This is a genomic window from Frankia sp. Mgl5 (assembly GCF_023242985.1).
GTDB lineage: Bacteria > Actinomycetota > Actinomycetes > Frankiales > Frankiaceae > Parafrankia > Parafrankia soli.
The window spans coordinates 4,973-30,560 of the sequence record NZ_JALKFY010000823.1; the positions used below are offsets into that span (position 1 = coordinate 4,973).

At 71.7% G+C, this 25,588-nt stretch carries 25 protein-coding genes and 3 pseudogenes; 11 read left to right on the top strand and 17 right to left on the bottom strand.

Annotation, left to right across the window (positions count from 1 at the left end; all coding sequences use genetic code 11):
* Positions 1 to 733 (top strand): annotated as a pseudogene (locus MXD62_RS32785) (hypothetical protein); the annotation flags it as partial.
* Positions 734 to 785: 52 nt separating this feature from the next.
* Here the strand turns inward: MXD62_RS32785 and MXD62_RS32790 are convergent.
* From MXD62_RS32790 to MXD62_RS32815, 6 genes are all read right to left on the bottom strand, one after another.
* Positions 786 to 1,265 (bottom strand): hypothetical protein, encoded by a 480-nt coding sequence (locus MXD62_RS32790; protein ID WP_248833231.1) that lies wholly within the window; start codon positions 1,263 to 1,265, stop codon positions 786 to 788.
* Positions 1,266 to 1,321: 56 nt separating this feature from the next.
* The gene (tnpB, locus tag MXD62_RS32795; protein WP_248833232.1) at positions 1,322 to 2,719 is read right to left on the bottom strand and encodes an IS607 family element RNA-guided endonuclease TnpB; all 1,398 of its coding nucleotides are present in this window, start codon (positions 2,717 to 2,719) and stop codon (positions 1,322 to 1,324) included.
* Positions 2,716 to 3,288, bottom strand: a complete 573-nt coding sequence (locus tag MXD62_RS32800) for an IS607 family transposase (protein WP_248833233.1) — start codon at positions 3,286 to 3,288, stop codon at positions 2,716 to 2,718. Before MXD62_RS32800 ends, tnpB begins: the two co-directional genes overlap by 4 nt.
* 128 nt (positions 3,289 to 3,416) lie before the next feature.
* Positions 3,417 to 3,902 (bottom strand): crosslink repair DNA glycosylase YcaQ family protein, encoded by a 486-nt coding sequence (locus MXD62_RS38985; protein WP_248833234.1) that lies wholly within the window; start codon positions 3,900 to 3,902, stop codon positions 3,417 to 3,419.
* A gap of 99 nt (positions 3,903 to 4,001) precedes the next feature.
* Positions 4,002 to 5,351 carry a PHB depolymerase family esterase gene (locus MXD62_RS32810; RefSeq protein ID WP_248833235.1) on the bottom strand — a complete coding sequence of 450 codons (1,350 nt, stop codon included), beginning with the start codon at positions 5,349 to 5,351 and terminating at the stop codon, positions 4,002 to 4,004.
* A gap of 50 nt (positions 5,352 to 5,401) precedes the next feature.
* Entirely contained in the window at positions 5,402 to 6,751 is a 1,350-nt protein-coding gene (locus MXD62_RS32815; protein WP_248833236.1) for a wax ester/triacylglycerol synthase domain-containing protein, read from the bottom strand.
* Between MXD62_RS32815 and MXD62_RS32820 the strand changes: the two genes are divergently transcribed.
* Positions 6,741 to 7,079: a hypothetical protein gene (locus MXD62_RS32820; protein WP_248833237.1), complete on the top strand. Its 339-nt coding sequence runs from the start codon at positions 6,741 to 6,743 to the stop codon at positions 7,077 to 7,079. The two genes, MXD62_RS32815 and MXD62_RS32820, sit on opposite strands and share 11 nt — an antisense overlap.
* A gap of 9 nt (positions 7,080 to 7,088) precedes the next feature.
* Here MXD62_RS32820 and MXD62_RS32825 read toward each other — a convergent pair whose 3' ends face one another.
* From MXD62_RS32825 to MXD62_RS32855, 8 genes are all read right to left on the bottom strand, one after another.
* Entirely contained in the window at positions 7,089 to 7,748 is a 660-nt protein-coding gene (locus MXD62_RS32825; protein WP_248833238.1) for a DUF4232 domain-containing protein, read from the bottom strand.
* A 54-nt stretch (positions 7,749 to 7,802) separates the two neighbouring features.
* Complete coding sequence (locus MXD62_RS32830) at positions 7,803 to 8,558, bottom strand: ABC transporter ATP-binding protein (RefSeq protein ID WP_248833239.1); 756 nt, start codon at positions 8,556 to 8,558, stop codon at positions 7,803 to 7,805.
* The gene (locus tag MXD62_RS32835) at positions 8,531 to 9,349 is read right to left on the bottom strand and encodes an ABC transporter permease (RefSeq protein WP_248833254.1); all 819 of its coding nucleotides are present in this window, start codon (positions 9,347 to 9,349) and stop codon (positions 8,531 to 8,533) included. The genes MXD62_RS32830 and MXD62_RS32835 overlap by 28 nt, the downstream gene beginning before the upstream one ends.
* Positions 9,350 to 9,536: 187 nt before the next feature.
* Positions 9,537 to 10,574 (bottom strand): ABC transporter substrate-binding protein, encoded by a 1,038-nt coding sequence (locus MXD62_RS32840; RefSeq protein ID WP_248833240.1) that lies wholly within the window; start codon positions 10,572 to 10,574, stop codon positions 9,537 to 9,539.
* An 82-nt stretch (positions 10,575 to 10,656) separates the two neighbouring features.
* A complete protein-coding gene (locus MXD62_RS32845; protein WP_248833241.1) occupies positions 10,657 to 11,580 on the bottom strand; it encodes a TauD/TfdA family dioxygenase in 924 nt (307 codons plus the stop codon).
* Positions 11,581 to 12,017: 437 nt separating this feature from the next.
* On the bottom strand, positions 12,018 to 13,307 hold the full coding sequence (locus MXD62_RS32850) for an ROK family protein (RefSeq protein WP_248833242.1): 1,290 nt from the start codon (positions 13,305 to 13,307) through the stop codon (positions 12,018 to 12,020).
* A 236-nt stretch (positions 13,308 to 13,543) separates the two neighbouring features.
* On the bottom strand, positions 13,544 to 13,627 hold the full coding sequence (locus MXD62_RS41090) for a putative leader peptide (RefSeq protein ID WP_368672142.1): 84 nt from the start codon (positions 13,625 to 13,627) through the stop codon (positions 13,544 to 13,546).
* A gap of 113 nt (positions 13,628 to 13,740) precedes the next feature.
* Positions 13,741 to 14,562 (bottom strand): helix-turn-helix transcriptional regulator, encoded by an 822-nt coding sequence (locus MXD62_RS32855; protein ID WP_248833243.1) that lies wholly within the window; start codon positions 14,560 to 14,562, stop codon positions 13,741 to 13,743.
* A gap of 336 nt (positions 14,563 to 14,898) precedes the next feature.
* Between MXD62_RS32855 and MXD62_RS32860 the strand changes: the two genes are divergently transcribed.
* From MXD62_RS32860 to MXD62_RS32895, 7 genes and pseudogenes are all read left to right on the top strand, one after another.
* Complete coding sequence (locus MXD62_RS32860; RefSeq protein WP_248833244.1) at positions 14,899 to 15,570, top strand: TetR/AcrR family transcriptional regulator; 672 nt, start codon at positions 14,899 to 14,901, stop codon at positions 15,568 to 15,570.
* Between the two features lie 347 nt (positions 15,571 to 15,917).
* Complete coding sequence (locus tag MXD62_RS32865) at positions 15,918 to 17,183, top strand: amidohydrolase family protein (protein WP_248833245.1); 1,266 nt, start codon at positions 15,918 to 15,920, stop codon at positions 17,181 to 17,183.
* A gap of 300 nt (positions 17,184 to 17,483) precedes the next feature.
* Positions 17,484 to 18,239, top strand: coding sequence for an NPP1 family protein (locus tag MXD62_RS32870; protein WP_248833246.1), 756 nt, complete (start codon positions 17,484 to 17,486; stop codon positions 18,237 to 18,239).
* A gap of 307 nt (positions 18,240 to 18,546) precedes the next feature.
* On the top strand, positions 18,547 to 18,756 hold the full coding sequence (locus MXD62_RS32875) for a hypothetical protein (protein ID WP_248833247.1): 210 nt from the start codon (positions 18,547 to 18,549) through the stop codon (positions 18,754 to 18,756).
* Positions 18,757 to 18,872: 116 nt separating this feature from the next.
* Positions 18,873 to 20,362 (top strand): annotated as a pseudogene (locus tag MXD62_RS32885) (SPFH domain-containing protein).
* A 121-nt stretch (positions 20,363 to 20,483) separates the two neighbouring features.
* Positions 20,484 to 20,603, top strand: a pseudogene (locus tag MXD62_RS32890) (transcriptional regulator); the annotation flags it as partial.
* A gap of 424 nt (positions 20,604 to 21,027) precedes the next feature.
* On the top strand, positions 21,028 to 21,936 hold the full coding sequence (locus MXD62_RS32895) for a triacylglycerol lipase (protein WP_248833249.1): 909 nt from the start codon (positions 21,028 to 21,030) through the stop codon (positions 21,934 to 21,936).
* A gap of 148 nt (positions 21,937 to 22,084) precedes the next feature.
* Here the strand turns inward: MXD62_RS32895 and MXD62_RS32900 are convergent, their stop codons facing one another.
* Both MXD62_RS32900 and MXD62_RS32905 read right to left on the bottom strand, forming a co-directional pair.
* Positions 22,085 to 22,717 carry a TetR/AcrR family transcriptional regulator gene (locus tag MXD62_RS32900; RefSeq protein WP_248833250.1) on the bottom strand — a complete coding sequence of 211 codons (633 nt, stop codon included), beginning with the start codon at positions 22,715 to 22,717 and terminating at the stop codon, positions 22,085 to 22,087.
* A gap of 105 nt (positions 22,718 to 22,822) precedes the next feature.
* Positions 22,823 to 23,749 (bottom strand): TIGR03564 family F420-dependent LLM class oxidoreductase, encoded by a 927-nt coding sequence (locus MXD62_RS32905; RefSeq protein WP_248833251.1) that lies wholly within the window; start codon positions 23,747 to 23,749, stop codon positions 22,823 to 22,825.
* A 168-nt stretch (positions 23,750 to 23,917) separates the two neighbouring features.
* On the opposite strand from MXD62_RS32905, the gene MXD62_RS41095 reads away from it, so the two are divergent.
* Together MXD62_RS41095 and MXD62_RS32910 are read left to right on the top strand one after the other, a co-directional pair.
* A complete protein-coding gene (locus MXD62_RS41095) occupies positions 23,918 to 24,226 on the top strand; it encodes a transposase (RefSeq protein WP_368862482.1) in 309 nt (102 codons plus the stop codon).
* A 118-nt stretch (positions 24,227 to 24,344) separates the two neighbouring features.
* Positions 24,345 to 24,563, top strand: coding sequence for a hypothetical protein (locus tag MXD62_RS32910; protein WP_248833252.1), 219 nt, complete (start codon positions 24,345 to 24,347; stop codon positions 24,561 to 24,563).
* 246 nt (positions 24,564 to 24,809) lie between these two features.
* Here the strand turns inward: MXD62_RS32910 and MXD62_RS32915 are convergent, their stop codons facing one another.
* A complete protein-coding gene (locus MXD62_RS32915; RefSeq protein WP_248833253.1) occupies positions 24,810 to 24,980 on the bottom strand; it encodes a DUF4037 domain-containing protein in 171 nt (56 codons plus the stop codon).
* Positions 24,981 to 25,588 lie beyond the last annotated feature (608 nt).

Genomic DNA, 25,588 nt, shown 5'->3' on the forward strand with positions numbered 1-25,588 from the left:
CGGGGTGGGGGGGGGGCCCGGCGCGGCGGGCGACCCCCGCGGGGCGGCGGGCGCCGGCGCCGGCGCCGGCAGCGGCAGCGGCAGCGAGGGTGTCCGGTCCGGCGACGCGGCGCGCGGGCGCTGGCGCTGGCGGCCGGTCGCGGCCGGGGTGATGACCGCGGTCACGGTGGTCGCGGTGGCGGCTTCCACGGGTCCCTCGTCGGGGCCGACCGCTGTCGTCGCCGGTGCCACCGTGCCGCTGGCGGGTGCCCCGCGAAGCACGCCTGTTCCGGCACCCGTCCCGGATCAGCCCGGCGACCCGCGGCGCCCCGGAGGGGCTCGGGTCGCACCCGCCCCGCCACCCGCCGAGCCGGCCCCGCCTCCTGAGGAGCCGGGCGTGGCGGAGCAACCCGCGGTCACCGAGCCGGGCACTGCGCTGAGCCAGCCACCGAGCGGCCCGACCGCGTCCGACGGAACAGGCGGGTCCCCGGCCCGTGCCCGCCCCTCGGGGCCGGCCGGCCGCCCGGCCCCGGCGCGCCTCGCGGTTGCCGCACCTACCCCGGAGTCGGCGACCACCCCGCACGCCTCGACCCCACCGGCCGCCCCGCTGCCCCCGGCCGCCGCCGCGGGCGCCGGACCGGCACCCAACGGCCCCGGCCCAGCACCGGCCTCGCCGCCGACGGCGCCGCCGCCGCCGCCGACCAGCGGTCTCACCCCCGTCCAGATCGGCGTGGTCCCGCTGTCCCCGCGCTGACCCGCAGGAATCGCCGCGCCGGCGTGGCCAGGGCGGATGTCTGATGCGGCGACTAGTCCCGGACGGCGCCCGCGGGCCACACGACGTGGACCGGCTTGTGCTGGCTTCGCGCGTACGTGACGACGTCCGCGGTGCCGGCGTAGTCACGGGCGGGCTGGCCGTCCCAGACTGCGATCAGCTCGTCCACCTCGTCGACCAGGGCCTCGCTGGCTGCCATCAGCGCCGCCAGGTCCACCTCGGGCCCCGGCAGTGTGCGCACGCGCGTGGCGGCGGCGCGCAGGCGGTCGTAGTCCGCTCGGTGCTCCGGCGGCAGGAACTCCCGGTAGTCCCGCGCGGGCAGGATGGCGACAAGCCGGCCCCCGAGGCCGAGCACCAGGTCGGCGAAGACGCTGTCGGTGCCCTCGGCGAGGCAGCTCACACCGACCAGCTCAGCGGCCCGGTGCCGGCCCAGCAGTCGGCGCATCTCGGCGGTCGTGAACGTCTCGACCTCCGGCGACAGGACGCGGTGCCCGGTGATCCCCACGACGGCCATCTTGCAGGCGCTCCTCTCACTCCGCTCCGTTGCACAAGAGCGCCGGGTAGCGCCGCTCATGCCGCCTCACCTTTCGGTGAGGCACCCCGGGTCTGACCGGTCTTGGCCGTGCCCGGTTCCCGCTTCACAGCCACCCGCCGCCGCGCCGGTGGTGCTGGCGCGTTGGTCTTACGGTCGGCTCCACGGGCTGTTTTAACGTCGCCGATGTACTCGCGGTCGACGAGCCGAGCCAGGTTGACCGCCGCGTTCTCGTCGCGGTCGATCACCAGCCCGCAGGACGGGCAGGAGAAGGTGCGGTCCGACAGTGTCAGGCTTGGGTTTCGCCAGCCACAGCCGGAACAGGTCTTCGAGCTTGGGTACCAACGGTCCGCGACGTGCAGGTGCGCGCCATGCCAGCCGGGCACGTACACCTGCGTCCTGGTCTTCGGGTCGCGAACCCACCGGCCGCACTTGTACTCCAACTGGCGGCGCAGTTCGCCCATGCCGACCTCGGAGACCGCCTTCGCCAGGCTGTGGTTACGCACCATGCCGGCGACGTGCAGATCCTCGATGACCACCGTGTGGTGGGTCCGGGCGAGTTCGGTGGTGACCTTGTGTAGCCCGTCGCGCCGCTGGTTGGCGGTGTGGGCATGCTGTTTCGCCAGGTCGGCGGCGAGCTTGCGCCTGCCGCTGCTGCCCGGCTGTGACCGGGCGTAGGCGCGGGAGGTCTTGCGGAGCTTCTTCTCAGCCCACGCGGCATGCTTGGGGTTCGGGACCTTCTCACCGGTCGACAGGACGGCGAGGTGCTTCACGCCCAGGTCGACACCGATCACACCACCAGTGGCCTGCCGGGCGGACGGCCCGTCGGGGATCTCCCGCTCGACCGCGACGGTGAACGACACGAACCAGCGGCCAGCCGTGCGGGACACCGCCACGCCGAGGAGGCGGGCACGGCCGTCGCCGAGCAGAGCGGTGAGCGCACCCATCGGCTCGTGGACCTTCACCCGGCCGATCCGGGGCAGTTTCACATGCCGGTCCCCGTCCGGACCGTAGGAGCCGGTGGTGTACCGGAACGAGTCACGGGCCTTCCCGCGCTTTTTGAACCGGGGGAAACCGACCTTGCGACCTTTCCGCCTGCCCGTGCGGGAGTCGGAGAAGTTCTTCAACCCGGCGGCCAACTGCGCCAGCCCGGCGGAGAACGCCTCCTTCGAGCACTCCGCCCACCACGGCGCGATGTCGTTCTTCACCGTGTTCCAGGCCAGGCGCAGCGCGGGCAGCGTCCACGGAACCGCGGTGAGCAGGTCGCCGGCCAGCCCGTAGGACTCCTCGGCCTCGCGCTGCGCCAGCGCGGCCTTCACCCGAGCCAGGCCCCAGTCGAACGCGAACCTGCACGCGCCCGCATGCCGGCGCAAGCCGGCACGCCCGACGTTGTTCGGGTCGAGCGCGAACCGGTACGCCTGCAGCGTCGTCTTCACATGGCTGCCTCGGTGGCGGCCGCGACGGCGCGAGCGGCCCGGTTCGCGGCGCCGCGGCGGCCATAGAGCCGGGCGCACATCGACGTCAGGATCTCGGTGATGTCCCGTACCAGGTCGTCGTCGACCTCCGAGGGATCGACGACCAGCAGCCGCCGGCCGCTGGCGGCAAGCGCGGCCTCGACATACTCGGCACCGAACCGGGCGAAACGGTCCCGGTGCTCGACGACGATCGTCGTCACCTCCGGGTCACCCAGCAACGCGGGGAACTCCCGGCGGTGCCCGTCCAACGCGGAACCGACCTCGGTCACGACCTTACCGACGGCCAAATTCTGGCCCGCAGTCCAGCGGACGATCCGGGCGACCTGCCGGTCAAGGTCCGATTCCTGGTCAGCGGACGAGACACAGGCATAGACCGCCACCGTCCCCGACGGGACCGACCGCGCGGGCTCGTCGACGAGGATCAGCCCGCCGACCCGACGGGCAGGAACCGGAAGCCTGCCGTCAAGGAACCACTGGCGGGCGGTGGAGTACCCGACTCCGTTCGCCGCAGCCCACTCCTTGAGGTTCACTCCACCACCACACAGCGCTATCTGACACCATCCAGCGCTAACACGACAGCAGTTTTCACCCCTGCCACAGGGCGCTCCACTCACCAGGCACCCCCGCCACAGGGCGCTCCTCCCACCGCGAACCCCGGTCACACTGCGCTGCGCTCGCTGGACGTTCCGCTCACCGAGCGCGACCCGAGCTCGCGGGCGAGGGCGCCGGCCAGCGAGCCCCGCGGCTCGACCTCGATGCCGTCCAGCTCCAGCCAGCGGGCCAGGGTCCTGAGCTCGCTCGCCAGCGCCCGCTCGGCCCGCCAGCGGAACAGCGGCTGCCACTGCACGGGAACGAGTGACGCCTCGTGCGCCCAGTACTCGAACGCCTTGCGGTCGGTGTGTACGTGGCTGTCCAGGGCGTCGGTCGGGTAGGGGCCGAAGCGGGAGAAGCCGGGCAGGTGGTGCGCCCTGGCCAGCACGTTCACCGAGTCGATCTGCACGACGCCGACCAGGTCGAACAGGTTCCGGATGGCGGAGACACCGGCCGGGGCCGGGCCGTGGGGACGGATCAGCCCCTGGGCGGCGAGCGCGAGCCGCCGGGCCTCCCCCGGGGTGAGCTCGTCGCCCCGCCCGGATTTCCCCACGGATCGCAGCGTATGCGGGATTCTCCGTCGCGAAGGTTGCTTCGAGCCAAGTGGCGGACCCGCCGGCGGCCAGGCCACCGCTGCCCACGCCCCGGGCGGTCAGTTCCCCAGTCGGAACCGCGACACGAAGCTCCAGATCACGGCGTTGGCATCGAGATCGCCGCTGACCCGACCCAGCACGTCGACCGGGAACAACGAGACACCGCCGGGCCACGTGTGGCCGCCGCCGACAATCTCGTAGAGAACCACCGGCGTGCCGGCCGGGCAGCCGGCGAACTCGTGCCGGACAGCGGTCGTGCCGTCGGCCGGGGCCCGGTCGGGCAGGGGGGTGTCGACGGTCGTCGCCGCGCAGCCGGCGGACCGTGCCCAGGCCTGCGCCCCGGCAGCCGCCTCCGCATATTTGAGCACCCGGTCGTCGGCGCCGTGGAGGACCACCATCGGCACCGGGGCGGGCCGGACCCGCGGGTAGCTGGGACATCCGGCTCCGGGCGCCGACCCCGCCACCGTGGCGAACGCGGCGAAGCGGTCGTGGGCCCGGCAGGCGAGCGACTGCGTGAACAGACCGCCATTGCTGGTGCCGGAGGCATAGAGGCGGGACGGGTCCGCCCCGAACCTGGCGATCACCAGGTCGGCGAGCGCGCGGGCGAACCCGGGGTCGTCGACGGGCGGGGAGTCCTCGCCGCCGGGCACCCCCTGCCAGCCGATCCCCTCGTGCGCCGGGACCACCAGGAGGTAACGCTCGCGGTCGGCGGACGACGACAGCCGGCCCGTGAGCTCCGCCACCGCCGGGGTCTCGAACATCCCCGGGAAGTGGAACAACGCCGGGAGCGGGCCGGCCGGCGCCTCGACCGGAACCCGCACCGCCGCCCACCGGTCGACGCCCGCGTGCCGGAGCCGGACCACGTGGTCACCGGGATCGGGCACGCCGTCCACGATGGTGATCTCGGCCGTCGTGAGCCGCCCGGGACCGCCGGCGGCGTCCAGGCCGCGGACACGAGCCGGGCCGGACCAGGTGGCGGTTCCGTCGGCGGGCCGCAGCACCTCACCACGGACGTCCGCGGTGATCTCGATCCCGGCGGACGGGTCCCGCAGGGCCCACGAGCCCGACCACGGCCGGTCGGCGGCGGCGGCGTCGCGGCTGGCGGCGACGGTGATCGTCGCGCCGCCTCGCAGCTCGGCGGCGCCGCCCACGGACCGGGTCCGCTGCTCCCAGATGTCGTCGAGGACGGCGATCCCGCCCTCGGTCGCGTCGCCGGCGGCGCCGGTCAGCGCGTAGCCGTCCCCGGGGCCTGGCCCGGTGTCGCGGAGCCGGACCGACACGTGGTCGAGGCGGCCCGAGGCGGCGGCGGACGCCACGGCCACCGGGGTGACGCAGGCCGCGACAAGCATCACCACCGCCGCCAGCACCCGCCCAGCCGGGCCCCCCTGCGCCGGCCAGCCCCCTCGCACGAACCAGCCCCCTCGCACAGCCCGGGCCCGGCGCGGGGCCGACGTCCGGGTCATGGCAGCGCCCGGTCCCCGGCGAACGCCCGGACGGCGTCGGCGAGCAGCGTGACCTCCGCCGCCCACAGCCGGGCGAGATCGCGCGATCCGGGCAGACCGGCGTCCGCGGCCGTCCCGACGCTCACGGTGTCACCGAGACCGCTGAGGTGGCAGGCGAGCCGCTCGCCCGGGAACAGGGTCGGGACGGGCACGGCCGTCGTGATCGGCCGTCCGGCCGCGGCCAGTGGGCCCGGTGCCCCGGCCTGGTTGGACACCGACAGCACCGACGAACGCCCGCTCAGCCCGGCGCCGAACAGGCGGGGCCGGGCCCGCGCGGGCAGCAGCTCGAAGAGCAGGCGCTCACCCAGACCGAGCGTGCCGCCCTGCTTGAGACGATCCGTCCGGTCACGTACCGCGAACAGGCGGTCGAGTGGGAGCGGCTCGGCACACGGCAGGACGACGCGGGCACCCGCCACGAAGTTCGCGAGCATCGCGCGCTCCCCCGGCTGGCGGGTGCTGACGGCCATCGCGACCGCCATCCCACCGGCCCGGCCGGGCAGCGCACCCCCCGCGCCGGCCGCGCCGGTCCACCGTCGCAGGGCGCCGGCGAGCGCCGCCAGGAAGGCGTCGTTGACGGTGCCGCCCACCGCGGCGCCGATCGAGCGCAGCAGCGACAGGGACGTCGTCTCCCAGCTGTGTGTGGTCCGCCCCGCCCACGGGGCCGTGAGGACCGCCGACCCGGCGGCGGGGGTGAGCCACCGCAGGGAGCGCGCGGCGGCGGCTCCGACCTCCCGGGCCCGGGCGCGACCGGGTTCGCGCCGCTGCGGCGGGACGAACGCCATCGGGTCGGTACCGATGCCGAACAGGGCCGAGAGGACGAGGTTCTTCGCCGTGCCGTCCTGTTGGATGTGGCTGGCCCGGTAGAACAGGGCGAACTCGGTGTCGTCCGCGGAGCGCAGCAGCCACAGCTGCCACGGCGGCCCCGACAGCGGCACCACCGCGCCGCTGAGCCCTTCCACGAAGTCGCGCAGCGCCGTCCCGGCGAACCCCGGTGCCGGCGTGGCACCGTGTGCGGACGGGGCCGCGGGTGGCTGGACCGGGTGCTCGCGGACGAGGCAGTCCAGGTCGACCTCGGGATCGGCGCGCCAGCCGTATCTCGCGCGGCGCCCCGGTAGGCAGACGAGCCGTTCGGTCAACAGCGGGAACCGACGCAGGCGCTCGGCGACAAAAGCGCGCAGCTCGTCGATTCCAGGAGCCGGTCCGGTACCGAGAAGCAGGCAGTTCACGTTTATCGGCACGTCGGCGTGCAGGAGCTGGTATTCGAGCAGGGCGGTGTCGAAAGCGTTGAGGAAGCGGATGCGGTCCATCGACTGCGGGCTCGCTCTCTGCTCCGATTTCACCCACGGATTCGGCGCGACGGCAACCGGGGCAGGGGCCGGGAGAAATCCGCTGAGCCGGCGCGCCAGGAAGACGACGACGGCGCTGGAACTGACATCGACGCGCATCGCCTCGAAAGGCGAGCGGAGAAGAATTCGCGGACGGGTTCGGCGACCGGGCGGCGGCGTGCCGCTGTTGGAGACCGTAACCCGGCCGGCTGGTCCGGGCTGGCCCGCCGCCCCTTTCGGCGGCACCCGCCCCGGAATTCGACCGCCGGGCGGAATCGTCACCGCGACGCGGCGCGGCGCGCGCCGGTGACCGGGACGGTCAGGGTTGACCGAAGGCGCCGACCGCGAGCTGGTGCACAGCCGGATCCCGACACGTCTCGACACCGGCCGGCAGCGCCGCGAGCAGGCTCCCACGGTCGTCGGGCGGGTACACGCGCAGATTCGCGCCCCGCACCGCCTGGCCTGGTTCCTCGCAGCCCGGAAGCAGCCCGGCCTGCGTGATCGCCAGCGTCGCGCCGGTGCTGCCGCCCGGTGGCAGTGTCACCGGGATGCCGGCCGGCCCCGTGCGGTCAGCCGCCGCCCCGACCTGGCCACCGGTGGCGTCCACCACCGACACACCGGGGTAGCCGACGACCGAGCAGGTGCCGGGACCGGTGTTCCTGAGCACGATCCGCCCGTAGACGTGGCCCGCCGCGCCCTGGACGTCCTCGAGGGACGCGGCGAGGCCGGTGGACGCGCAGGCCGGCCCGGCACCGCCGACACCCGTGACCGGGATCCCGGCGGACGGGCCGGTCGAGCCCGTCACGGCGGTCGGCCGCGCGGTGGACGCGGCTGGCGGCTGGCTGGTCCCGGAGACGACCGGCGGGCCCGGCGGAGCTGACACGGCCTGGCCCGCCGGTCCGTCCGACCCACCGCAGCCGGCGACCGACGCCGCGAGCGACAGTGACGCCACGATGAGCATGCCTCGGCCTGTGCGCATACCGGCCTGCCTACCCCACGCCCGGACGCCGCAGACCACGGCCCCGCCGGGGTGTCAGGTTGCGGCCTCGGCCAGGTCACGAACGCCCAGCTCGGTGAGCAGCCGGGCGCGCAGGGCGACGAAGGCGGGATGGGCCCGGGGCCGGGGAGTCGGCAGGTCCACGGGGACGTCGAGGGAGAGCCGGCCGTCGGTCAGGACGAGGACCCGGTCGGCCAGCAGGATCGCCTCGTCCACGTCGTGGGTGACGAAGAGGACGGCGGGGCGGTGCCGGCGGCACAGCTCCTGGAGCAGGGCGTGCATCCGGATGCGGGTGAGCGCGTCGAGCGCGCCGAACGGCTCGTCGAGCATGACCAGATCCGGTTCGCGGACGAGGGCACGGGCCAGCGCGACCCGCTGGGCCTCGCCGCCGGAGAGGGTGACCGGCCACGAGCGCTCGCGCCCGGCGAGCCCGACCTCCGCCAGCGCGGCGCGCCCGCGCCGGTCGACGTCCGGGCCGGGCAGGCCGAGGACGACGTTGCCCAGCGCCCGCGTCCACGGCAGCAGCCGCGGCTCCTGGAAGACCACCGCGCGCCGGCGGGCGGCGAGCACCTCGCCGCTGACCTCGTCGTCGAACCCGCCGAGGATCCGCAGCAGGGTGCTCTTGCCCGACCCGCTGCGCCCCAGCAGGGCCACGAACTCGCCGGGCGCGACGGTCAGGTCGAGACCGTCCAGCACGACGTGGTCGCCGAACACCCGGGTCAGCCCGCGGACCCGGATCGCCGCGGCCGCCTCGTCGGCGCCGGTCAGGTCCCGGAGAATCCGCGTCGCCATGACAGCAGGCTCCTTTCGAGCAGGCGGACGAAGCCGTCGCAGAGCAGACCGAGGAGTCCGTAGATCACCAGGCAGAGCACCATGATGTCGGTGCGGTTCCAGCCCTGGGCGCGGTTGAGCAGGTAGCCGATGCCGGAGTCGGTGTTGACCTGCTCGGCGAACACCAGCAGCAGCCAGGCGACGCCTAGGGACCAGCGCAGCCCCACCAGGAAGCCCGGGAGGGCACCGGGAATGATCACCCGCCGGACGAGACCGGCCCGGCCGAGCCCGAAGGCCCGGCCCGCCTCGACGAGCTTGATGTCCACGCTCCGGATCCCGGCGAAGGTGTTCATGTAAACCGGGAAGATCACGCCGGCGGTGATGAGGAAGATCTTCGCCTCCTCGCCGATGCCGATCCACACGATGATCAGCGGGAGCAGGGCGATGACCGGAATGGTGCGCAGGAAGTTCATCGCCGAGTCGACGACGTCCTCCCCGAACCGGAAGAACCCGGCGATCACGGCGAGCGCCAGGCCGACCGCCACCCCGAGAGCGCATCCCCAGCCGACCCGGTAGAGGGACATACCGAGGTTGTCGGCCAGCTCGCCCGTGCCCCACAGCTCCCGGGCGGCGTCGAGCACCGCGCCGGGTGAGGCGAACGCGCGGTCGCTGACCAGGTCGAGCCCGGTGACCACGAACCACCCGAGCAGCAGCAGCGCCGGACCGGCCAGTCGACGCGCCCACGACGGGACGGCCCGTGCGCGCCGCGCGCGGTTCCGCTTGCCGGTCGGATCCTCGAGCAGGGGAGCCACGGGCCCGTCAGGTCCGGCGCCAGCGGGCTCGCCGGTGGCCACCGGCGTGCCGGACGCCACGGGCACGCCGGACGCCACGGGCACGCCGGACGCCACGGGCACACTGACCAGGCCGGGCGCGGGAGCGGCTTCACCGATGACCTCGGTCATGTCGTCCTCCCTTCGACTCGCCGTGGGCGGAGAGTGCTCATGTCGGCAGGCTCGCGGCGGTGAACGCCGCGGTCAGCTCGGTGGTGAACGCCTTGTCGACCTCGTCGTCGACGTTCAGCGACGGGGGCAGCTCCCCGACGTCGGCGAGCAGCTTCGCCTGGGTCCGCTGGCTGTCGACGAACGCCGCCGTGACCGGGGTGTACCTGCTCTCCGGCAGGCTCTCGAAGTACTTCCGCGCGGCGACCGGATCCTGTTTGAGCGTCTCCACGTAGTACTTCTGGATCCACTCGTCCGGGTTCTGCTTGGGCCACGCCGAGGCCCGGGAGAGGCGGAGCACGAAGTCCCGCACCGCCTCGCGGTGGGCCGGGTCCGCCAGCGCGTCCTTCGCCGCGAGCAGCACCGAGTACTGCGGCAGCGGCTTGGTCTCCACCTCGTAGGACCCGGCGCTCTGCGCGGTGACCGCCGCGCCGAACTGGCGGACGTACACCACGGCGTCCACCGCTCCGGAGGAGAAGGTGGCGGGCAGGCTCGCCGCCGGGACGTTGACCGGGGTGACGTCGTCCTGGGTGAGCCCGACCGAGTCGAGCTGGTTGAGGAGATAGCCGTGCAGGGAGGTCCCCTGGGTGAACGCGACCCGCTTCCCCTTCAGGTCGGCGAGGCTGTGGATGCCGGAGCCGGCGGAGGCGAAGATGGTCTGGCTGTTCACCCGGTTCTCCGCCACGGCCACGGCGACCACTCCGGCGTCCGCGGCGTTCGCGAACAGGACCGGCGTGTCGCCCATGAAACCGACGTCGAGCCGGCCCGCACTGAACGCGGCGTTCATGTGCGGCCCGTCGGCGAAGTTGTTCCAGTTCAGCTTGTAGGGGGTGTCGCGGCCCGCGCCCGACAGCGTGATCGGGAGCTCCAGGAACTTGCTCTGGTCGCCGATCCGCAGCGTGCCGGCCTTTCCGCCGGACGCGGGGGCGGCCGGGTCCGAGTCGCCGCCGCCGCACGCGGCGAGGCCGACCGTCAGCAGGGCCGCCAGGCCGGCGGACGCGAGCGCCAGCCGCCGCCCACGGGTCCGTCGATGGTGCATGGGTCTCTCCCGGTGGCCGGAGCCGCGGGCGCCGACTGGGGCGGCGCCGGCGGTCAGGGGTTCAGGACTCCGCGGGCGACGGTCAGGAGCCGAGGAACGGCTGGCCGGCGACCAGCTCCGACTCCGCCCCGTCGACACCGACCGGGACGTCGCCTTCGAGGGTCACCCGGTAGAGAACCCGGTCGAAGTCGAGATGACCGAGGTCGGACGGCCCGAGATGCGCGGTGGCGCGGTTGTCCCAGAAGGCGATGTCACCCGGGTTCCACTTGAACCGCACCGTGAACTCCGGCCGGGCGATCTGCTCGTAGAACAACTCGAGGACACGGTGGCTCTGCCGGGCGGACAGACCGATGATCTCGTTGTCACGCGCGGTGAAGCTGGGGCTGACGAACAGGGCCCGCTCGCCGGTCTCCGGATGCACCCGGACCACCGGGTGGATGGCGACCAGCGGGTTCGAGGCGATCCGCTTCCCGTACTCGCCACCGTCGAAGATCGGCAGGCTGAAGCTGTGCCGCGCGCGCAGGCTGTCGGCCAGCGTCCGCAGCGGCTCGGGCAGAGCCTGGTAGGCGGCGACCAGGTTCGTCCAGGCGGTGTCACCGCCGTAGGGCGGGACGATGTCGGCGCGCAGAATCGACCCGGCCGGCGGGTTGACCAACGCCGTCACGTCGGTGTGCCACCCGTTGTCATAGGTGACCTTCCGGTTGCCGAAGAGCTGCGCGTAGCGCCGGCTGTCGATCGGCAGGATCTCGGGGAACCCCTCCGGGGGCGCGGTCTCGTGCGGGTGGGCGGGAGTGAGCTTGCCGAAGCGCCGCCCGAACGCCACCTGCTGGGCGTGGTCCAGGTTCTGGTCGCGGAAGAACACCACCTTCCAGGTCAGCAGCGCGGACCGGATCTCGGCGACGGTCGCGTCGTCGAGTTCCTCCCGCAGGTCGACGCCGTGGATCTCGGCGCCGGTGTATCCGGACAACGGCCGGACGTCGATCAGTGTCTGGACCTGACTGGTCATCGTCAAATTTCCCTTCGGATCGTGAATGCGTACGGGTACCCGGATAAGGACCGCCTGAAAAAGCGGTCGAGAACATGCCGGCACCAGTTTCGGGAATCATCCCGAATACACGCGCCAACCATCCTCCCGGCGACCAGAGCGGGCAGAGAATGACAATGGAGCGCGGTTACGGGTCACCGGCGCGGCGTGACACGCCCCCGGCCAGCATTAATCCACCGGGGATGGTGGAAATTCAGTGCCGGACGAGGATGGAACAGTGGGAGCCACGCCGGAAGAATCGGCCGGAGCGGCACCCACCCGGAGCCGTACATCGATCCACGGAGACCGGGAGAACATTCCCCCGAGTTCCCACGGGGCGCTGCCCGGCGGCGTCCTTCACAATTCCATGATTGCTCGGTTAATTCGCCAGGTCAATGATTTCCGATCGGATGGAAATATTACGGAGCCGCTACCGGGGGTCGTGACCACTCGGCCGCCCTGGCGGCCTGCCGGTCGCGGCGGGTGTGCACTGTGCGCGGGCTGCGGTGCACCGAGTCGAGCACGGTCGCCGCCGCGGCGACGGCGAGCACGTCCGTCCCGAAGCTGCTGGGGCGCACGACCCGCTCCGGGTCCCCGCACGCGCGCGAGAGCCGGGCGATCTCCTCGTACAGGTCGGGGAGCAGGTGCGGCAGGTAGATCGCGGACATCTCGGTCAGGACGAGGAGTTCCGGGTCCAGCATGTCGAGCAGCGTCGCGGCGATCCTGGCGACCCCCCGCAGCCGTTGGCGCAGCAGTCCAACCACGAGGTCGTCGCCGGCACGGGCCGCCCCCAGCAGGAGCTCGGCCTCCGGTCGCGGTATGGCTCCGAGCTCGACGGCCTTCACGAGCAGAGCGCGGTCCGACAGCGCGGTCTGGGCGCAGCCCCGGCTGCCGCAGGAGCACGGCAGGTCGGCCCCGGGCAGGTTCAGGTGCGCCACCCCGCCCGCCGCCGAGCGAAGGCCGTGATGCACGACTCCGCCGGTGGCGATGGCCGCGTCCACCACATGGCCCACGAACAGGTGAACCAGGCTTGCCCGGGCCCGCGGCTCACCGAAGAGGATCTCCGCCTGGGCCAGCGCACGGGCATGGCCGTCCACGCTCACCGGGAGGCCGGTGCGGGCGGCCAGCAGCGGGCCCAACGGCAGGTCCCGCCAGCCCAGCGGCTCGTGTTCGACCACGACGCCGGTCCGTGCGTCGACGTGGCCGCCCGTGACCACGCCGAGTCCGAGGACCCGGCGGTGGCCGGCGTGCCGGCGCAGGAATCCGGGCAGGTGCCGAACGATGGTCGAGAGCGTGTCGTCGGCCTCGCCCCGGTGCGGCAGCTCCTCGCGGGCGACCACCCGGCCCCGCAGGTCGACGATTCCGAAGGTGAGCATGGGGACGGCGATGTGCACGCCGCAGGCGAGGTGGGTGTCGGTGTCGACGTCGAGCGGCACGCTCGGCCGCCCCGCCCGCGGCGCGCCGGCAGCGACCGGCAGCTCCCGCAGCAGCCCGAGCGAGATGAGGTCGGCGGTCTGCCGTGAGACCGCGGCCGGGCTGAGACCCGTCGCGGTGCCGATGAACCCCCTCGCGACGGGCCCGTGATCGAGGACGGCGCGCAGCACGGCCGCCGCCGATCCGGCGCCTTTCGAGGTGTCCCTGCGATCGTTTCCGGGCCCGGCGAGGCCGGTCGGCGAGATGGTGGGCGGGTTCGCGCTCCGGATGGGCACGGAGATCCTCCTCACGCGCGTGTCGACCCACCGGGTCGACGACCGTCAAAGGCCTGCACGGTGGGGCGCCTCCCGCACCGGCGGCGGGAGTACGCGGATGTCTGGCGGTGTGTGCGCGGCACGGCTCAGCGGGAGACGCGGCCGGTAACCGGGGGACGGCAGACGCCACGGGAGCACGACCCGCGTGGCGCGACCCGCGGCCTACGGCCCGCGACGTTCCGGGCAGTGGCGGGCGGTCAGCCGACCGGCAGACAGAGCGCGCTGGCGACGCGGCGGAGGTCAACATGAGCACGACGAACAAGGCGCGGGTGCTCAGCCATGGTCAGAACGTAGGTATTGGAGGCACCGTTTGTCAACTAGTTCGGTAGACATAGCGTCCATACGTCCGCCGCCGAGCTGGTCGCGGGCACACGTCGCCGGGCTCGCCGGGTGGTCAGCGCCCGCCGTGGTGCGGACGCCGTCCCACCGGGGCGAGGGCCGGAGGGACGACCCCGATCCGCTGCCGGTAGGCCGACGGGCGCTCGCCGCAGTACTGGGCGAAGGCCCGGGCGAAGGCGCTCGGGCTCTCGAAGCCGACGGCGGTCGACACCTCGAGCACCGACCGGGTGGGGTCGGCGAGCAGCGCCATCGCCCGCAGCAGCCGGGCCTGCACCAGGTAGTGCCGCCACGAGAGGCCGAGGGCGGTGCGGAACAGGCGGCGCAGGGTCCGTTCCGAGACGCCGACCGCCCGGCCGACCTCGGCCACGGAGACCGCGTCGAGGTGGCGCTGGGTATAGGAGATGGCCGCGGCGACGACCGGATCGGTCGAGGTCGGCAGGCTCAGCGGAGCCTCGTGACCGAGCGCCTCGACGACGAGGTGACCGAGCGTGCGAAAGAAGCCGTCGGACACTGGATCACCGCTCGGGCGGGTGATCGGCCAGCGCCGAGCGTAGATCATCATCTCCCGGACGAGCGGCGGCGCGGCGAGGATCCGGGCGCGGTCCCCCGGCCGGTCGATCAGCCGGGGGTCGAACAGCACGGCGATCGAGCGGACCGCCGAGTTGATCGTCACCCGGTGCTCGAGACCGGCCGGGATCCACGCTGCCTGCCGCGGCGGCAGGAGGTAGTGGGTGCCGGCGGTCTCGACCTCGACCATCCCGGAAATGGCGTACTCGATCTGGTGCAGATCATGGGAATGCCAGCCGGTGACGAGCCGGTCACCTTCGTAGTGGTGGCTGCCGCCGAGAACCCGCGCCCCACGCCGCATGTCGACCATGCCGATTGCGCCGGCTGTGCCGGCCGCATCGGCTATGCCGGCCACATCAGCTGTGCCGGCCGCATCGGCTGCGCCGGCCATCCGTGCCAGGCCGACGCCGACCGGTTCAAAAGCTCCGCCGGGCGAATATACGGAGGCGGTCACGTTACAGAAGAATAGTTGAGATTCCCGACACTCGCGGCGTAATGGGCGACACCGTTGTTCAGACCAGTCGGAAGGCTATGCTCGGCGGGTGCACAGCGCCATGCCGCCGAATGGTCAAGAAAACACCGGACGGACACCGCGCTCCGCACCAGCCGCGCCACACGGCCGCGCCCCGGGCCCGGCGGTGACGGCATGACCTCGCCCCGCCGCCTCGGCGCGGAGGATTCGAGCACCCGCGCGACCCTGCTCGACGCGACGGCCCAGATCATCCTCGAGGAGGGGTACGCCGCGGTCAGCTCGCGGCGGGTGGCGGCGAAGGCCGGCATCAAGCCCGCCCTCGTGCACTACTACTTCCGCACCATGGACGACCTGTTCCTCGCCGTCTTCCGGCGCGGCGCGGAGGCCAACCTGGAGCGCCAGCGGCGCGCACTGGCCTCGCCGCGGCCCCTGCGGGCGCTGTGGGACGTCGACCTGGACTCGCGCGGCACAACCCTCATGGTCGAGTTCATGGCGCTCGCGAACCACCGGAAGGCCATCCGGTCGGAGATCGCCGCCTACGCCGAGCGGTTCCGCGAGGCGGAGCTCGCCACCCTGTCGCGAGTGCTGACCGCCGCCGGAGTCGATCCGGCCACGATCCCGCCGGTGGTCGTGACGTGCCTGATGGCGAGCGTCTCCCGGGTTCTGGTGATGGAGGGCGCGCTGGGCATGACCATGGGCCACCGCGAGACGATCGACCTGGTCGAGCGATACCTGACCGAGATCGAGGCCCGCACCCCGCCCGACCCCGTGGACGCCGCCGACGCGCCCGCCCCCGCGGCCAGCCCCACCGCCAGCCCCGACGGGCCCGCGGCTCCCGGGCGCTGAACAAGCGCGCGGAGCAGCCGGGCAGAGCGGGTGGAGCGGCCGTTTCGGACGGATCCCTGACCGGGCAGAACGTCGACGCCGGGGATTGGTCTGAATTACGCTGCCATCTTTAGCATTGCCCGTTCCCCGGCGCCCCGCCAGGCGACGAGGATCACAACCACGGCTCGGCGACGGGAGGTGGCCACCCGGCTCCCGTGCGCGCCGGAGTGTGCGCACCGGAGGGCGCGGTACCGCCACCGGAGACAGCGGCCCACCTCCCGTCACGACCAGTCGGTCCACGGCGGCCCGGTCCACTCACCACGGATCGGTCCACTCAGGATCAGTCCGCAGCGAGAGGAATCCGGACCATGCACATGGACGACATGATTCTGCTGAGCATCGACGACCACGTGATCGAGCCGCCGGACATGTACAAGAACCACGTCCCGGCGAAGTGGCTCGATTCCGTGCCGAAGGTCGTCCGGAACGAGGCCGGCGTCGACGAGTGGGTGTTCCAGGGCGAGAAGACGTCCACACCGTTCGGTATGGCGGCGACCGTCGGCTGGCACCGGGAGGAGTGGGGATTCAACCCCGGCGCCTTCACCGAGTTACGTCCGGGCTGTTTCGAGGTCCACCAGCGGGTCCGCGACATGAACGCCAACGGCGTCCTCGCCTCGATGTGCTTCCCGACGATGGCGGGCTTCAACGCCCGCACGTTCTCCGAGGCCCTCGACAAGGACCTCTCACTCATCATGCTGCAGGCCTACAACGACTGGCACATCGACGAGTGGTGCGGCGCCTACCCGGGCCGGTTCATCCCCCTCGGCATCGTGCCGATGTGGGACGTCGAGCTCGCGGTGAAGGAGATCCGGCGGATCGCCGCGAAGGGCTGCCGCTCCATCAGTTTCCTGGAGGCCCCCCACGCGCAGGGCTGGCCGAGCTTCCTCTCCGGCCACTGGGACCCGATGCTGCAGGCCCTCGTCGACGAGAACATGGTGCTCAGCCTGCACATCGGCGGCGCCTGGGACATCGTCAAGCTCGCCCCCGAGGTGCCGATCGACCACATGATCGTCATTCCGTCCCAGCTCACCATGCTCACAGCGCAGGACCTGCTCTTCGGCCCGACGCTGCGGCGCTTCCCCGAGCTGAAGGTGGCCCTCTCCGAGGGTGGCATCGGCTGGATCCCGTTCTACCTGGACCGCGTCGACCGGCACTTCCAGAACCAGAGCTGGATCCACAACGACTTCGGCGGCAAGCTGCCCTCCGAGGTGTTCCGGGAGCACTTCCTGGCCTGTTACATCACCGACCCGGCCGGGCTGCGCCTGCGCGAGCAGATCGGCGTCGAGACCATCGCCTGGGAGTGCGACTACCCGCACACCGACACGACCTGGCCCGAGTCACCCGAGCACGCCTGGAACGAGCTCCAGCAGGCCGGCTGCCGCGACGACGAGATCCACCAGATCACCTGGGAGAACGCCAGCCGCTTCTTCGGCTGGGACCCGTTCTCCCACACGCCGAGGGAGCAGGCCACCGTGGGCGCGCTGCGCGGGCTGGCCGCCGATGTCGACGTCACCCGGATGTCGCGCGAGGAGTGGCGCAAGCGCAACGAGGCCGCGGGAATCGGCGTCTTCTAACCCCAGGCCGGCGGGAGCCCCGGTCCGGGCTCCCGCCGGAGCGTCGCGGCGATCTCCCGCCGCGGAGTTCGCAGGCGCTTCCCCGGCATCGAACCAGGTGAACCGCCCGGCGCCAGCGCTGTGACGCCGGGCGGGCCGGGGACGGCGCGACGCCGACCTGCGCGTTCATTCCCAGTATTGGCCGACGCTTCATCACGGGGAAACCCGGCCCGGCCGCGGTTGTCGGGGGGAGCCGAAATGCTGGAGACAGCATGCCCATCCGACCGCCCTGCCCATGCTGCGGTCAACCAGGAGGACGTGGTGAGGAAGAAAACGCGCATCCGCCGGTTCTCGCTCGTGATCGGCGGCGCCCTGGCGCTCGTCGTCGCGCTTCCGACGATTGCGCTCGCGGCACCCCCGGCCGCGCTGCCCGGAAACGCCGACACCATGGAACAGACGTACCAGCCGGCCTACGACTACGACACCGACGGGTGCTACCCGACGCCCGCCATCGGGGCGAACGGAGCCGTCAACGGCGGGCTCAACCCGTCCGGCGCGCTCAACGGCGGCTGCCACGACCTGGCCGACCTCAACAACACGAACGGCTACGCCCGCTACAAGTGCAACAACGGCTGGTGCGCGATTCTGTACGGCCTCTACTTCGAGAAGGACCAGGCGACGATCGGCGGCCACCGGCACGACTGGGAGCATGTCGTGGTCTGGGTGCAGAACAACCAGGCCCAGTACGTCTCCGCCTCGGCCCACGGCAGCTTCAACGTCTACCCCCGCAGCCAGGTCCGCTGGGACGGCAACCACCCGAAGATCGTCTACCACAAGGACGGTGTCGGCACCCACGACTTCCGTCTCGCCGACTCGGGCGACGAGCCGCCGGAGAACGAGCTCCACACCTGGCGCTACCCGACTCTGGTCGGTTGGAACGGCTACCCGGCCGGGGTCCGTGACGCGCTGAGCGCGGCCGACTTCGGCAGCGCCGTCTTCGGTCTCAAGGACGGCAACTTCAACTACCACCTCGAGCGTGCGATGCCTGCGGGCATCTCCTTCGACCCGAACGCCTGACGGCGCGGGCTCCGGCTTCGCCGCGGCGAGTGGGCGGGGTGGTCACCCCGCCCACTCGTCCCGGCCGCCAGGCCCCGCACGGCGAATCCCCACGCGGAGCAGACCTCGCGCGACCAGACCCCGTCACCGGGCGGGGAGCCGGTCCCGACTTCCCACCGGCCGGCGCACGGGACCGCCATCCACCTGACAACCTGCGATGATTGTGAAGTGCGGCCACAGTCGCGCTGACGACAGCTTTTCGCCGGGCACAGGCATTGCCAGTCGACCGGAAAAGCCTACGATCATTAATTGTCGCGTGGAGGGGCCAATGGCCGACCAGACAGTGATCGGCAAAACAGGACGGGTGACGGGAAAGATAGCTCCGGGCACGGTCGGTGAGGTCATGATCGCGGTACGGGGCGGCTCCGAGGCATTCCATGCTTATGCGGCCGACGACGGGGTGACCTTCGCCGTCGGCTCGCGCGTTCTCGTCGTCGAGTATTTCCCTCCTCGCACCGTGCTGGTGATCAGGCTGTGACCGCGGTCGGGGCCGCCCACCGGCCAGCGGTGCCCCGGCGCGTCAACCGCTGCGACCCGCAGCGGGCCGGCTGACGCCCGTTGACCAGATCTCCCGTGGGGTGAAGCGGAGGCAACATGATGATCATCCTCATCTCGGTCGCGGTCGGCGCCGTGCTGGCCGTCGCGTTGTTCAAACTGATGTGGCGGGTGGCCGAACCGAACGAGGCACTCATCATCTCCGGGATGCGGGCGTACAAGGACCCGAACGACGCCGTGGCCGAGAGCCTGGGATTCAAGATAGTCACCGGAAAGGGCGTGCTGGTACCGCCGGGCGTGCAGACCGTCCGTCGGATGTCCCTGGATCTGCGGGCCGCCCAGCTCGGCATCGAATGCGTCACCCAGCAGGGAATCCCGGTCGGTGTCCGGGTGTGGTCATCTTCAAGGTCGGTGACGACTACGCGTCCATCGCGAATGCCGCCCGCCGGTTCCTCGACCAGCAGGACAAGATGGACACCCGGGTGCACAACGTTTTCGCCGGCCATCTGCGCGCCATCGTCGGCCAGCTGACCGTCGAGGACCTCATCCGGGACCGGGAGAAGCTGACGCAGCTGACCCGGGCGAGCTCCGGAACCGAGATGGAGAAGCTCGGCCTGATCGTCGACTCGCTGCAGGTACAGGAGATCGACGACCCGACCGGCTACATCCGCAACCTCGGGCGCCCGCACGTGGCCACCGTCGCCGCGCAGGCCAGGATCGCCGAGGCGGAGGCCGATCGGGAGGCCACCGAGCAGGAGCAGATCGCCATGGCGCTCAAGGCGGAGGCGAACCGGAACAGCTCGATCAAGCAGTCCGGGTTCCAGGCCGAGGTCGACGAGGCCGCGGCCCGCGCCACCCAGGCCGGCCCACTGGCCGAGGCCACCGCGCACCAGCAGGTCGTCGTCGAGCAGACCAAGGTGGCCCAGCTCGAGGCCGAGCTGGAGGAGCAGCGCCTGCAGGTGTCCGTGCGCAAGCCGGCCGACGCCCGCGCCTACGAGCAGACCACGCTGGCCCGCGCCACCCGGGACGCCCAGATCAGCTCGGCCGAGGCGGCCGCCCGCCAGATGGAGCTGGCCGCCGCCGCGGACGCCACCCGGGTCCGGACGGAAGCGGACGCCCGGGCGCAGCAGGTGCGGGTCCTGGCAACCGCCGAGGCGGCCTCGACCCGCGCGATCGGCGACGCGGACGCCCACGCCAAGCGGGCCGTCGGTTCGGCCGAGGGTGACGCGATGCGGGCCCGCGGCCTGGCCGAGGCCGAGGCGATCAAGGCCCGCGCCGACGCGCTCGCCGTCAACCAGGACGCCGTCATCGGCCAGCAGCTCGCCGAGCAGTGGCCGGCCATCGTCGAGGCCGCGGCCAAGCCGTTCGGCGCGGTCGACCAGCTGATCGTCCTCAACGGCGCGGCCGGCCTGGGCGAGGTGCTGACCCAGGCGCTGTCACAGGGCGCGGCGGGCCTGCAACTGGCCCGTTCCCTGCTCTCCAGCGGCACGCCGGGCTCCACCCCGGCCGCGCCCACCGCGCCCACCGCGCCCGGCGCACCGGCGCCTGGTGCACCCGCGAACGGCACGGCCAAGCCGGCGGACAGGTAGGCATCTGAATCCCGCGGCACCTGGCCCTCACAGCCACCCATCGCATCGACATCCGCCTATGTCCTGCTGTACCGAGAACGACGGAGGACATCGACAGCTGTCAATGGCTGCGGCGTGCTGTCTGAAGATCCTCGTTGACGCCGGCCTCGTCACCCGGGAGAAGCGGGGCGCGTGGGCCTACTACCGCGCCGCGCCCGACGCCCTCGCCGCACCGGCCGCCGCGTTCACCACGCGCCGTTGACCTCGACTCACATCCAGCCGAGCCTCACCGCCGTGAGCCACGTGGGCGGCCGAGCACGGGACAGCACCATCGTGCCGGCACAATGGTGCCGGCGGATCGAGCGTGCCCTGATGGGCACCAGGCTGCGCGGACTACGCACGGCCGCCCGAAAAGCCTGGCCACGACGCCACTAGCAGGACACGGGCCCGATCTCAAGAATCACCGGCCGGCCATGGCCTCATTTCCTCCGGCAATTGCACTTGTTACCGAGTGGTAGCTAACTATCTCCATCTGCTCCCTGATCTCCGTCCACCAGGTGCTCCTGGGTGGGCCGGGCGAGATCTCGGCAGCGGTTCCAAGGAGGTAGTCCGTGACACTCGACCGTTCCCGAGTCCGTCTCCGAAACCGATTAGGGCGCCGCGCATGGCTGCTGAATCTTCCGGCCGTGCTGAGCGCGGGGCTCGTCGCCGGCGTCGTCGGCCTCGTCGGCGGCGCGCCCGCTTCGGCGGCGGCCCAGCCCGAGCCGCTGCCCGTCCTCTACAACTTCCCCGCGGCCGCCCTCATCTCGCTGGCGAACCCGAACGCCGACCCGCCCGGTGCCAACGACTTCTCCTGCCGGCCCAGCGCCACGCATCCACTGCCGGTCGTGCTGGTCCACGGAACCCTCGCCAACAAGACCAACGAGTGGCAGGCGGTCGCGCCGTTGCTGAAGAACGACGGGTACTGCGTCTTCGCGCCGAACCTCGGCGGAGACACGCCGACGTCGTTCCTCCAGGCGACCAGGCCCATCGAGGAGATCGCGGCCCAGCTCGGGGTGTTCGTCGACCAGGTGCTGGCCGCGACTGGCGCGGCCAAGGTCGACATCGTCGGGCATTCCCTCGGCGGCATGTTCCCCCGCTACTACATCAACAATCTCGGCGGCGACACGAAGGTGAACTCGCTGATCGGGCTCTCGCCGTCGAACCACGGCACGACTCTGCTCGGGCTCGCCAAGCTCGGCGAGGCCATCGGTGTGACCGGGCCGATCGAGTCCTTCTGCGCGTCCTGCATCCAGCAGATCGCCGGTTCGCCGTTCCTCACCGCACTGAACGCCAACGGCGGCCTCCGGCCCGGTGTGCGTTACACGGTGATCCAGACCAGGTATGACGAAATCGTCACGCCGTACACGTCCGCATTCCTGTCCGGGCCCAACGTCCGCAACATCACCCTGCAGGACACCTGCATTCTCGACGGCGTGGACCACACCGCCATCGCCAACGACCGGGTCGCCCTGCGGCATGTGCAGAACGCGCTCGATCCGGCGCATCCCAGGCCGGCCATCTGCGTTCCGGTTCTGCCGACCATCGGCGGCTGAGCCGAGCCGGGCCGGGGCCGGCGGGCAGCGGGTGCGGCACCGCCCGCCATCAGCTGCCCGCCGGCCCCGGCCCGCTGAGCAGACGGTCCTGGACTGCGCCCGAAGCCTCCTCGCGCACGGCGCCACACAGTCCAACACTCGCCGGTAGCTATTCGCGCGTTGTCGCCGGAGAGGGTTTCGGTCCCCGGTCGGAGTTCGCGGCTCGAGGCTCGATCCTGTCGAGGTAACGCTCGATGAAGTCAATCGTCTCGGCGTGGAAGGTAGACAGGCCAATCGTCTCCTCCATGGCGATCATCCGCGGAGTGCTGATCATGAGAAATATGAGGGCTTCCGGGGATACTTTCTCCGCTGTTCGCCCATAATCGCTCGATCTTTCCGAAACTGCGGCGAGTGCGATTTCACGGGTCCGTTCGCCCGCCTTCGCGAGTTCGGTCCGGATCGTCTTGTGATGATTGGCGAGTGCCATGAATTCCGCCATGAGCGCCGCTCTGGTCCTGTCGCCGGCGTGCTCCCAGACGGCACGCAGGGGTGGGGACGTCTCGAGCGAGGTGGCCAGCCGGGCCAGGCTGTGCTCGATGCCTCGCCGAACCAGAGCGACGAGGAGGTCGTCAAGGGTCGGGAAGTAGTACTGGACGAGTCCGGCGGTGACGCCGGCCTGGGCGGCGACACCCCGGTAGGTCACGGCGGCGTAGCCCTGCTCGAGCATGAGGTTCTCGGCACAGTCCAGCAGCAGCGCGCGTGTCTTCGAGGTGACCGCGCCGACGCGGCGGGGTGATGTCATCGACCACCTTCCACGAGGATGCCGGATCTGACGCACGACGCTATCCGACAGTGGGCCGGCCTTCGATTTGTGACAGGTCCGGTGCGGCCTCGTCGCTCCGCGCCGTCAGCCGGTGGTCAGTTCCCGCAGGAGATCCGTCGTTCGCCGCGTTGATGCCACGCGTTCCTGCCTGTCCCGGCCGACCGGGAACACGGCCGCCCAGATATCGGTCGCGCCGGCGTCGAGCAGGGCCTGCAGCGCCGCGCGGACCGCTTTCTCGTCGCCGACGATGGCGGCCTCGACCGGACTGGACACGCCACCGATCTCGAGGATCCGTGCGTAGTTGGGCATCCCGGAGTAGGCCGTCGCGTACCTCGCGGCGGCCGACCGGGCCTCGGCCTCGTCGTCGTGCACGGCGAGCGGCAGGCCGGCCACGATGCGCGGCTCGGGACGCCCGGCCGCGGCCGCGGCGGCGTGGATTCGAGGGGCGACGTGGGATCCGACAGCGCGGGCCGGGGCCATCCACAGCACGGTCCCGTCGGCGACCTCGCCGGCCACCCGCAGCAGTCTCGGCCCGAGCGCGGAGACCAGGACCGGGACGGGGTGCGCCGGTCGGGTCATCCGGCCGGCGCTGTGGACGGTCCAGTCGGCGCCGTCCACGTCGACATCCTGGCCGTGCAGCAGACCGGCGAGGATGCGCACGTACTCCTCGGTGCTGCGACCGGGGTGGTCGTAGGACATCCCGTAGACGCCTCGCACCAGCGGCTCGTGGGACGGTCCGATCCCGAAGGTGAGACCGGGACGGCCCATCGCCGCGACGACGGACGACGCCCGGTTCGCCTGCAGCAACGGATGGCATGGGTAGGTCTGCAGAACCGCGGTTCCCAGTTCGATGGACGTGGTCTCCCGACCGGCGATCGCCATCGCGACGAGGGGGTCGCCCGCCACCTCGCTGGCGTACCACAGGGAGGTGAAACCATCGCGTTCCGCCTGCCTGGCCTGATGGACGATCGCGTCCACCGATGTCCCGCCGCCGGTCAGGCCGATCCGCATCGCACTCTCCTCTTTTGCTTTACGATCGCATAATCGACTGGCGTAACCGTGCGGTGGCAGGATTCCCTGCTCGCGGCATCGCTTCCAGAGCCGCCGGCGTACCCGGCGCTCACGTGACTGAACCGCCCCGGGTTTGGTGGAGACTGGTCCGTTTGAGAGGATCGAGTCGTGCCCGCCCCCAGGAAGTACCCCGATGAGCTCCGTGAACGTTCCGTCCGGCTCGTGCAACAGATGCGTCGTGAGCAGCCGGCGGAGGCGTCACGCGCGATCTCGACGGTCGCGAAGCGGCTGGATGTGCATCCGGCAACGCTGCGGCTGTGGGTGAAATCAGGCCGAGGTCGACCAGGGGACTCGTCCGGGAACCACCACGCCGGACGCGGCGCGTATCGCCGAGCTGGAACGCGAGAACCGCGAGCTGAAGCGCGCGAACGAGTCTTCTATCTCCAGAACGAAACTGATATAGTCGCCGAAGTCTAAGCATCCGGCTCTCGAATGTAATAGATTCCACCCTTGAAGCTTCCGCCGTTGATGGCCGTTTGGCTCGCGTCCCGGCGGATCTTGGTGGCTGGCCACGCGCCGGTCGTATCCTCGACGGGTGAGTACTCTGCGGGACGAGCTGCACAGTCTGATCGACCGCCTGCCCGAGTCGCAGGTGGCGCCGATCCTGGCTCTCGTGCGCGAGAGCGCGCCCGCCGAGAGCGGCGACGAGTGGCCACTGCCGGATTTCGTCGGTGCGTTGGCCAGTGGCAAGGGCGATCTCGCCGCCCGTTCGGCTGAGATCCTGCGCGCGGAACTGGGGCGCGACCCCGAGTGATTGTCTGGGATACCGGGCCGCTGATCGCCGCACAATCCCGCACAGGCCCTCTATACCCGCGCCTCGGGTTCGAAGTCGTGCGGATCGAGGATCCGCGCATGTCGATGGAGTGGACTCCGGGCAACACGTGAGGCACCCCATCGTCCGATCTTCAGCCGAACGCGCCCCCAGACGGCCGGTGCGGAGTCGTCGTCGGCAACCAGCCAGTCGTAGAGAAAGCTCAGGAGTTCGGAGCCACCACAGGGATCATCCCCGTCCTGACCGATCATCGCCGCAGCCACCGGTGCGGCCGACGAACGGTTCCTCCTGGCTCACCCGCAGCCAGCCGGCGGCCAGGACACAGCGCCAGACATCGTCGGGATACCAGGCCAGCACTCGACGTACGGTGAGCAGATCAAGCGGGTCGTCCCGGACCACGCCGCCCGTGAGGCTGGCCAGAATCTGGGTCGGGGCCAGCAGCCGTGGTCACTTCCACCTGGTGATGTGGCCGGCCGCCGTGTCGGTCGCCGTCGGGATAGACCACCGGGACACCGTCGAACAGGGCCGGCAGCCTCTTCAGAGCGACGTCGATCGGCGTGGTGTCGAAGCCCGGCGGGACGAACAGCCGCACCCGGGCGCCGAACCGAACACGACCCCAGAATCTCCCCACGGCGTCCCGTCATGAACCAGACGACGCCATGATCCCACCGCCCCGCCGACGGATAGCGCCCGCGAGCTCCCGAAGGCCCGCCCGAGACCACCTGACTGCCTTGGGCCAACTCCACGCCGGCCGAACGGGGGTCCGGGGGTCGCCCCCCGGGAAAACATCGCGGCCCGCCGCGAAGCCGATCAAAGATCGGCGAACACGACGGGCCGGCTCGTGGAGCCGAGGGGACTCGAACCTCTGACCTCGCCCGAACACCCCAGCCCACAAGGCAATCGCGCACGTCGGGGTCCGGGGGCTCGGCCGGTCATGCCCACGGGGGTGGTGTACGGAGCGTGATGCCGCGTGATCCTGGTTGAATGTTATGCGGTCAGCGCTTCGG